Origin of the sequence: Microbacterium sp. 2FI (assembly GCF_005502885.1) — a bacterium.
GTDB lineage: Bacteria > Actinomycetota > Actinomycetes > Actinomycetales > Microbacteriaceae > Microbacterium.
In genome coordinates this window covers 97,286-103,808 of the sequence record NZ_SCMR01000016.1, presented here as the reverse complement: position 1 = coordinate 103,808, position 6,523 = coordinate 97,286, and the positions used below count along the sequence as shown (strand labels likewise).

At 69.1% G+C, this 6,523-nt stretch carries 5 protein-coding genes; 1 reads left to right on the top strand and 4 read right to left on the bottom strand.

Annotated features, from left to right (window positions below; genetic code table 11):
- Positions 1-72: 72 nt before the first annotated feature.
- Positions 73-1,023 carry a hypothetical protein gene (locus tag FFS15_RS13340; protein WP_137845526.1) on the top strand — a complete coding sequence of 317 codons (951 nt, stop codon included), beginning with the start codon at positions 73-75 and terminating at the stop codon, positions 1,021-1,023.
- 118 nt (positions 1,024-1,141) lie between these two features.
- Here FFS15_RS13340 and FFS15_RS13335 read toward each other — a convergent pair whose 3' ends face one another.
- From FFS15_RS13335 to FFS15_RS13320, 4 genes are all read right to left on the bottom strand, one after another.
- Complete coding sequence (locus FFS15_RS13335) at positions 1,142-2,119, bottom strand: carbohydrate ABC transporter permease (protein ID WP_137845525.1); 978 nt, start codon at positions 2,117-2,119, stop codon at positions 1,142-1,144.
- Positions 2,116-3,087 carry a sugar ABC transporter permease gene (locus FFS15_RS13330; RefSeq protein ID WP_171013194.1) on the bottom strand — a complete coding sequence of 324 codons (972 nt, stop codon included), beginning with the start codon at positions 3,085-3,087 and terminating at the stop codon, positions 2,116-2,118. The genes FFS15_RS13335 and FFS15_RS13330 overlap by 4 nt, the downstream gene beginning before the upstream one ends.
- 121 nt (positions 3,088-3,208) lie before the next feature.
- A complete protein-coding gene (locus FFS15_RS13325) occupies positions 3,209-4,579 on the bottom strand; it encodes an extracellular solute-binding protein (protein ID WP_137845523.1) in 1,371 nt (456 codons plus the stop codon).
- Positions 4,580-4,610: 31 nt separating this feature from the next.
- Positions 4,611-6,311 carry a glycoside hydrolase family 13 protein gene (locus FFS15_RS13320; protein WP_212743167.1) on the bottom strand — a complete coding sequence of 567 codons (1,701 nt, stop codon included), beginning with the start codon at positions 6,309-6,311 and terminating at the stop codon, positions 4,611-4,613.
- Positions 6,312-6,523 lie beyond the last annotated feature (212 nt).

Below are 6,523 nucleotides of genomic sequence, written 5' to 3'. Positions count from 1 at the left end.
CGGGCGGGGGGCGGCATCCACAACTCGCCCCGGGGGCGACGGGGCACGGGATGCCGACACCATCGTGAGGGGATGCCGCGACTGTCAGACCTTCCCGCCTCGCTGCGGGGTCGCCCGTTCTCGCTCGCCGAGGCCGATGCGCTCGGTGTTCCCCGTGCACGGCTCAGACGCAGCGACGTCGACGCTCCGGTGCGCGGAGTCCGGGTGCCGAAGCCGGACCGCGATCACGCGCCGGCGGGGAAGGCGAACCCGCGCCCGTGGAAGCGCCTGCGTCGCGCGATCATCGCCCATGCACGAATCGAGTACGCCCGGTTCGCAGTCGGCGCCGCGTTCAGCCACCTGACCGCGGCCGTCCTGCACCGATTCCCGCTGCGCACAGGGCGCCTCGACCCCTCGGTGCTGCACGTCACGACCTATGCCGACAATGCCCGGCGCCGGCGCAAGGGTCTGCAGGTGCACCCGATGCCGCGTGATGAGCGTCGAGTGAAGGTCAAGGGCATGATGGCCACGCATCCCGTCGACACCTGGTGCGCACTGTCGGCGATCTTGAGCATCGACGAGCTGATCGTGATCGGCGACCATCTTGTCCGGCGCCAGCACCCCGACGCCACGATGGATGACCTGCGTCGCGCGGTGGCGCGCTATGCCGGTCGCCATGGCGCCAAGAAGCTCCGGCTCGCTCTCGAACTGGTGCGCCCGCGCACGGACTCTCCCAAGGAGACGGAACTGAGGCTCACGCTCGTGCGCGGCGGGCTGCCCGAGCCGGCTGTCAACGTCCCTGTCAGGGATGGCGCCGGTCGCCACATCAAGCTGGGCGACCTTGTGTACGAGGACGAGCGCGTGCTCGTCGAGTACGACGGCGAACAGCACCGGACGGATCCCGCGCAATACGCGAAGGACGCACGCGACCTGGAGCGGGCTCAGGCCGCCGGCTGGAGGACGATCCGCATCCGAAGGGATGACCGCGTCCCCGCCGCGATCGTGGCGCGCGTGCGAGCAGCCTTGTCTGCAGCATCCGCCTAGCCCACCTCTCCCACCTCCCGCCGATTGCGGACGAGACGCGCCGCGTGACTTGGCCGGCTACGCGGCGTGTTCCGTCCGTAAACGGCCCCGGTCAGGGGCGGAGAGCAGTCGGGGCGCGTCAGCCCTTCACCGCGCCGCCGAGGCCGGCCGAGCGCAGGAACACCGACTGGAACAGCAGGAACATCGCGATCGGGATGATCGTCGCGATCGCGAGTGCCGCGAGGAAGACGTCGAGCTCAGTCTGCGACTGCACGGCCGGCAGGCGCACCGACAGCGGCTGCACGGCCGGGTCGGGCAGCACCAGCATCGGCCAGAGGTAGTCCTTCCACGCCGCGATGATCGCGAACACCGACACGACGCCCAGGATCGGCTTCGACATCGGCAGCACGATCGACCAGAACAGGCGGAAGGGACCGGCACCGTCGGTGCGCGCCGCCTCGAACACCTCGCGCGGCAGATTGTCGAAGAAGCGCTTCACCAGCAGGATGTTGAACGCGTTCGCCCCCATCGGCAGCCACACCGCGAGGTAGTTGTTGAGCAGGCTCACGTCTCCGAGCAGCGGCGGGTTAACGATCGTGAGATACAGCGGCACGAGCAGCACGATGCCGGGGATGAACAGCGTCGCCAGCACGAGCGCGCCGAGCACCGGCGCATACTTCGGGCGGAGCACCGACAGCGCGTAGCCCGCGGTCGTCGCGATGAACAGCTGCGTGATCCACGCACCGAGCGCGATCACGATCGTGTTCCAGAAGTACTGGTCGATGTGGATGTCGTTCCACGCCGTCGACAGGTTCGCCCAGTCGATGCCGTTCGGCCACAGCGCGAACGGCTGCTGCAGCGTGTCCTGCGTCGGGGTGACGGCGGCCTTCGCGAGCCACAGGATCGGCCCGAGCCCGGCGACGACGAGGGTGATCACCAGGAACACGTGTGTCAGCGACATGCCGATGCGGGTGCCCGGGCGGCGACGCTCGGATGCCGAGACGATCGTGCGCTCGGCGAGATCGTCGATCGACTCCCGCTCGCGGGATCCGCGGGCGCGGGCGAGGAACCCGCGCATCCCCTCACGGCGCTGGGCGTTCGTGATGGAGGTGGTCATGAGGTGCTCCAGCGGTTCGTCAGCTTGAAGTACAGCCAGGACAGGATCGCGAGCACGATCGCCAGCAGCACCGAAACTGCGGTGGCCTCGCCGTAGTCGCCGCCCAGGCTGTTGCGGAACGCCTTGTCGTAGATATAGAGGAGGACGGTCTTGGTCGCGCCCGCAGGGCCGCCGCCGGTGAACAGGAACGGCTCGAGGAACACCTGCGCGGTGGCGATCACCTGCAGGATCAGCATGATGAAGAGGATGCCGCGCAGCTGCGGGATCGTGACGTGCCAGACCTTGCGCCAGATGCCCGCACCGTCGACCTCGGCCGCGTCGTAGAGCTCGGGCGGCACCGACAGCAGCGCCGCGAGGTAGATGATGATCGAGCCGCCGGCCGCGGCCCACGTCGCCTCGATCACGAGCGAGGGCATCGCCTGAACGGCGGATTGGATCCACGGTTGCGGAGGGATGCCGACCCACCCGAGCACGGTGTTGAAGACGCCCGACGGGTCGGCGCTGTAGAAGAACTTCCACAGCAGCACCGCGACGACCGGCGGGATCACGACCGGCAGGTACGCCAAGGCCGAGTACACGCCCTTGCCCCGGCGCACCTCGCTCATGAGCACCGCCATCAGCAGCGGCAGGGGGAATCCGAACAGCAGCGCGAGGACCGCGAAGTACAGCGTGTTGATGACCGCGCGGCCGAGCTCGGGATCGCTCAGCACGACGACGTAGTTGTCGAAGCCGACCCACTCCGACACGATCATGTTCGTCTTCTGCAGGCTCATGATCACCGACTGCACGATCGGCGACCACGAGAAGAATGTGAACACGAACACCATCGGCAGCACGAACAGCAGGTTCGCGAGCCCTCCTCCGCGGTACCACGTCATCGGCGAGCGCCGGGGCTTCCGGCGCGGCGCCGGCACAAGCGGCGGGGGCGCCGCGGCGGGTGCGGGGCGTTCGGGGAGAGTCGCTGTCATGTCCAGCTTTCGGGGTCGGCCCCCTCGGTCCGTTTACGGACGAGACACGCCGCGCGCCTCGGGCGAAGAGGCGGCGTGTTCCGTCCGTAAACGGCCAACCGGGGGAGGCGGGGCGAGGGGGCTACTGGTCCAGCAGGGCCTGCGCGTCGGTCTGGGCCTGTGCAAGCAGCGCGTCGATGTCGGCGTTCTCGTCGGTGAGCACCGTCTGCACGACACTGTCGAGCAGGGCGTAGACCGCCTGGGTCTGCTTCTTCGGCTCGCCGACCGGGCTCTGGTCCCAGATCGCGTCGGTGAACGGCGTCATCTGGTCGCGCGGCACGTTGATGTACGGCTCGATCCACACCAGCGACTCCTCGTACAGCTCGCGGCTGAGCACCGGCAGCAGCGGCGTGCCGACAGCCTGGCCGGACTCGTTGAGGGTCTTCGCGTCGAGCGTCGCCGCCTCTTCGTCGAGCAGCTTCTGCATGTAGTACCAGTCGATCCACTCGACGCCCGCGGCCTTGGTCGCGTCGTCGATGGTCGGGCTCATCACGGCGATGTCGCCGCCGCCGAGCGCGCCCGGGTCATCGCCCTCGAGCGGGATGACGGTGAGTCCGTAGACCGCCGAGTCGAGTCCGAAGTCGCGCACGAGCGCCGTGTAGATGTCGGAACCGGTGGTGTACATGCCGATGTTGCCGGCGGCGAATTCCTGGTTGATCGTGCCCCAGTCGAGGTCGACCTTCGACCCGAATGAGCCGTCCTCCCACTTCAGCGCGTGCAGGAACTCCAGCACGCCCTTCGTGGCGTCGTTGTCGATGGTCGACTCGGCCGAGCCGTCCTGGCTGTCGAGCTGGGTGCGGCCGCCGCGTGCGACGGTGCCGACGGTCAGCTGCCAGCCGCCGGTGTTGTTGATCGCCATCTGCGAGTACCCGGCCTTGCCGGTGGCGTCGGTGATCTGCTTGGCGTACTCGCGCACCTCGTCCCACGTCGTCGGCGGGCTGTCGGGGTCGAGCCCCGCCTGCTCGAACAGGTCGCGGTTGTAGGTGAGGGCATTGGCGTAGGCCTGGCGGGGGAAGCCGTAGAGCTTGCCGTCTGCGCCGGTGACGGCATCCAGGATGATCGGGTTGAAGCTGTCGGTGTAGCCGAGCTCGTCCATCTCATCGGTGACCTCCATCAGCTGCTCGTTCTCGAGCAGCGTCTTGGCGTCGGTGAACGGCACGGTGAAGACGTCGGGCAGGCTGCCGCCGGCGAGCTGCACGGCGAAGGTCGGGCCCTCCCACTCGTACTCCACACCGATGATGTCGATGTCGGGGTGCTCGTCCTCGAACTGCTTCTCCTGGGCGGCGAAGGCCTCGTACGCGGCCGCATCGGCGCCGGGCGGGAAGGTCGCGACGCGCAGTTCGATCTTGCCGTCGGCCGTTTCGCTGGCGTCGCCGGCTGCGCAGCCGGCGAGTGCGCCGACGGTCGCGAGGGCGGCGACACCGGCGAGCAGGACCCTTGCTGGTGACTTCATCGTCTTTCCTTTCAGAGGGGGAGGTTCCGCGTCAGCCTCTCGGCGCGGACGACTCCGGGGTGTTGGTGGTGGATACGGGAGGGGTCTGGAGCCGCAGCCACGCGGCGGAGTTGGGGGGCAGTGATCCGTCGACCTCGGTGCTCGTCAGGAGCACTTCGCCGGGCGGGAGCGCCACCGGGTCTTCGCCCGCGTTGAGCACGCACGCGAACCCGTCGCCGCGACGGAACGCGAGCACGTCGCGAGCGCCGGGCACAGCGTCGTCCCACCACGCGAGCGGAGCGTCGGCAAGTTCGATGAGCTCACGGCGCAGCCGCAGCGCCGAGCGATAGAGAAGGAGCGTCGACCGCGGATCGGCCTCCTGCGTCTCGACCGTGAGAGCACTCCACGCGGCGGGCTGCGGCAGCCACGCGCGCGTGCCCGCGGCGCCGAAGCCGAACGGAGCCTCGTCGCCTGACCAGGGCAGCGGCACGCGGCATCCGTCGCGTCCGGGGTCGATGCCGCCCGAGCGGTAGTGCATCGGGTCTTCGATGAGATCGCGCGGAAGGTCCTCGACCTCGGGAAGGCCCAGCTCGTCGCCCTGATAGATGTAGAGGCTTCCCGGCAGGGCCGCCACCAGCAGCGCCGCGGCACGCGCGCGGTCGCGCCCGAGCTCGGGATCGGTCGGCACGCCGAACCGCTTCTTGAGGAAGGCGAACGCGGTGTCTTCGCGGCCGTAGCGGGTGACCGGCCGCGTGACGTCGTGGTTGCTGAGCACCCACGTGCTCGGAGCTCCGACCGGAGCGTGGGCGGCGAGGGTCTGCGAGATGGAATCGCGGAAGGATGCCGCTCCCCACGGCCGCGCGAGGAAGTCGAAGTTGAAGGCGGTGTGCATCTCGTCGGGGCGCAGGTATGCGGTGAACCGGTCGATGTCGGGCACCCAGATCTCGCCGACGAGCACGCGCGTGCCGGGGTAGGCGTCGGCGACGGCCCGCCACGAGCGGTAGACGTCGTGCAGTTCGTCGCGGTCTTCGGTCGGGTGCTGCCCGGGGCCTTCCTTCTCCCCGACCTCGGGCAGGTCGGGGTCTTTGATCAGGAGCGCCGCGGAGTCGATGCGCACGCCCGCGACGCCGCGGTCGAACCAGAAGCGCAGGATCTCCTCGTGCTCGCGGCGAACGTCGGGGTGGTTCCAGTTGAGGTCGGGCTGCTCGGGCGTGAACATGTGGAGATACCACTCCCCGGGCGTTCCGTCGGGGTTCGTCGTGCGGGTCCACGTCTCGCCCTGGAAGCTCGACACCCAGTGCGTGGGGATGCCGTCGCCGTTCTCGCCGGTGCCGGGGTGGAACCAGAACCGCTCGCGGTCGGGGCTGCCGGGGCCGGCCGCGAGCGCGGCCTGGAACCAGGGGTGCTGCTCGGAGATGTGGTTCGGGACCACGTCGATGATGGTGCGGATGCCGAGGGCGAGCGCCTCGGCGATGAGCGCCTCGGCCTCGGCCAGCGTGCCGAACTGGGGGTGGATGTCGCGGTAGTCCTCGACGTCGTAGCCGCCGTCGGCCATCGGGCTCGGGTACCAGGGGTTGAACCAGATCGCGTCGACCCCGAGGTCTTTCAGGTAGCCGAGGCGGGTGCGGACGCCGGCGAGGTCACCGGTGCCGTCGCCGTTCCCGTCGGCGAAGCTGCGCACGTACACCTGGTAGATGACGGCGGAGCGCCACCACAGCGGGTCGGCCGTGGAGGGGGCCGGGCGCGAGGCCACGGCATCCGCTCCGGCATTCTCGCCGGGCTGTCGGGTCAGGACGTCGCTGTCCACAGGGCTCCCTCGTCGATGAAAGGACTCGATGGAGCGAATGTAGCGACGTCGATGGACTAACGCAAGTCTTGAACACTTTCACGCAAGATCACGATTTCGTCACACGACGCCGAGAGCACGCAGATCGGCCACGTCCCAGTGGGGACGTGGCCGATCTG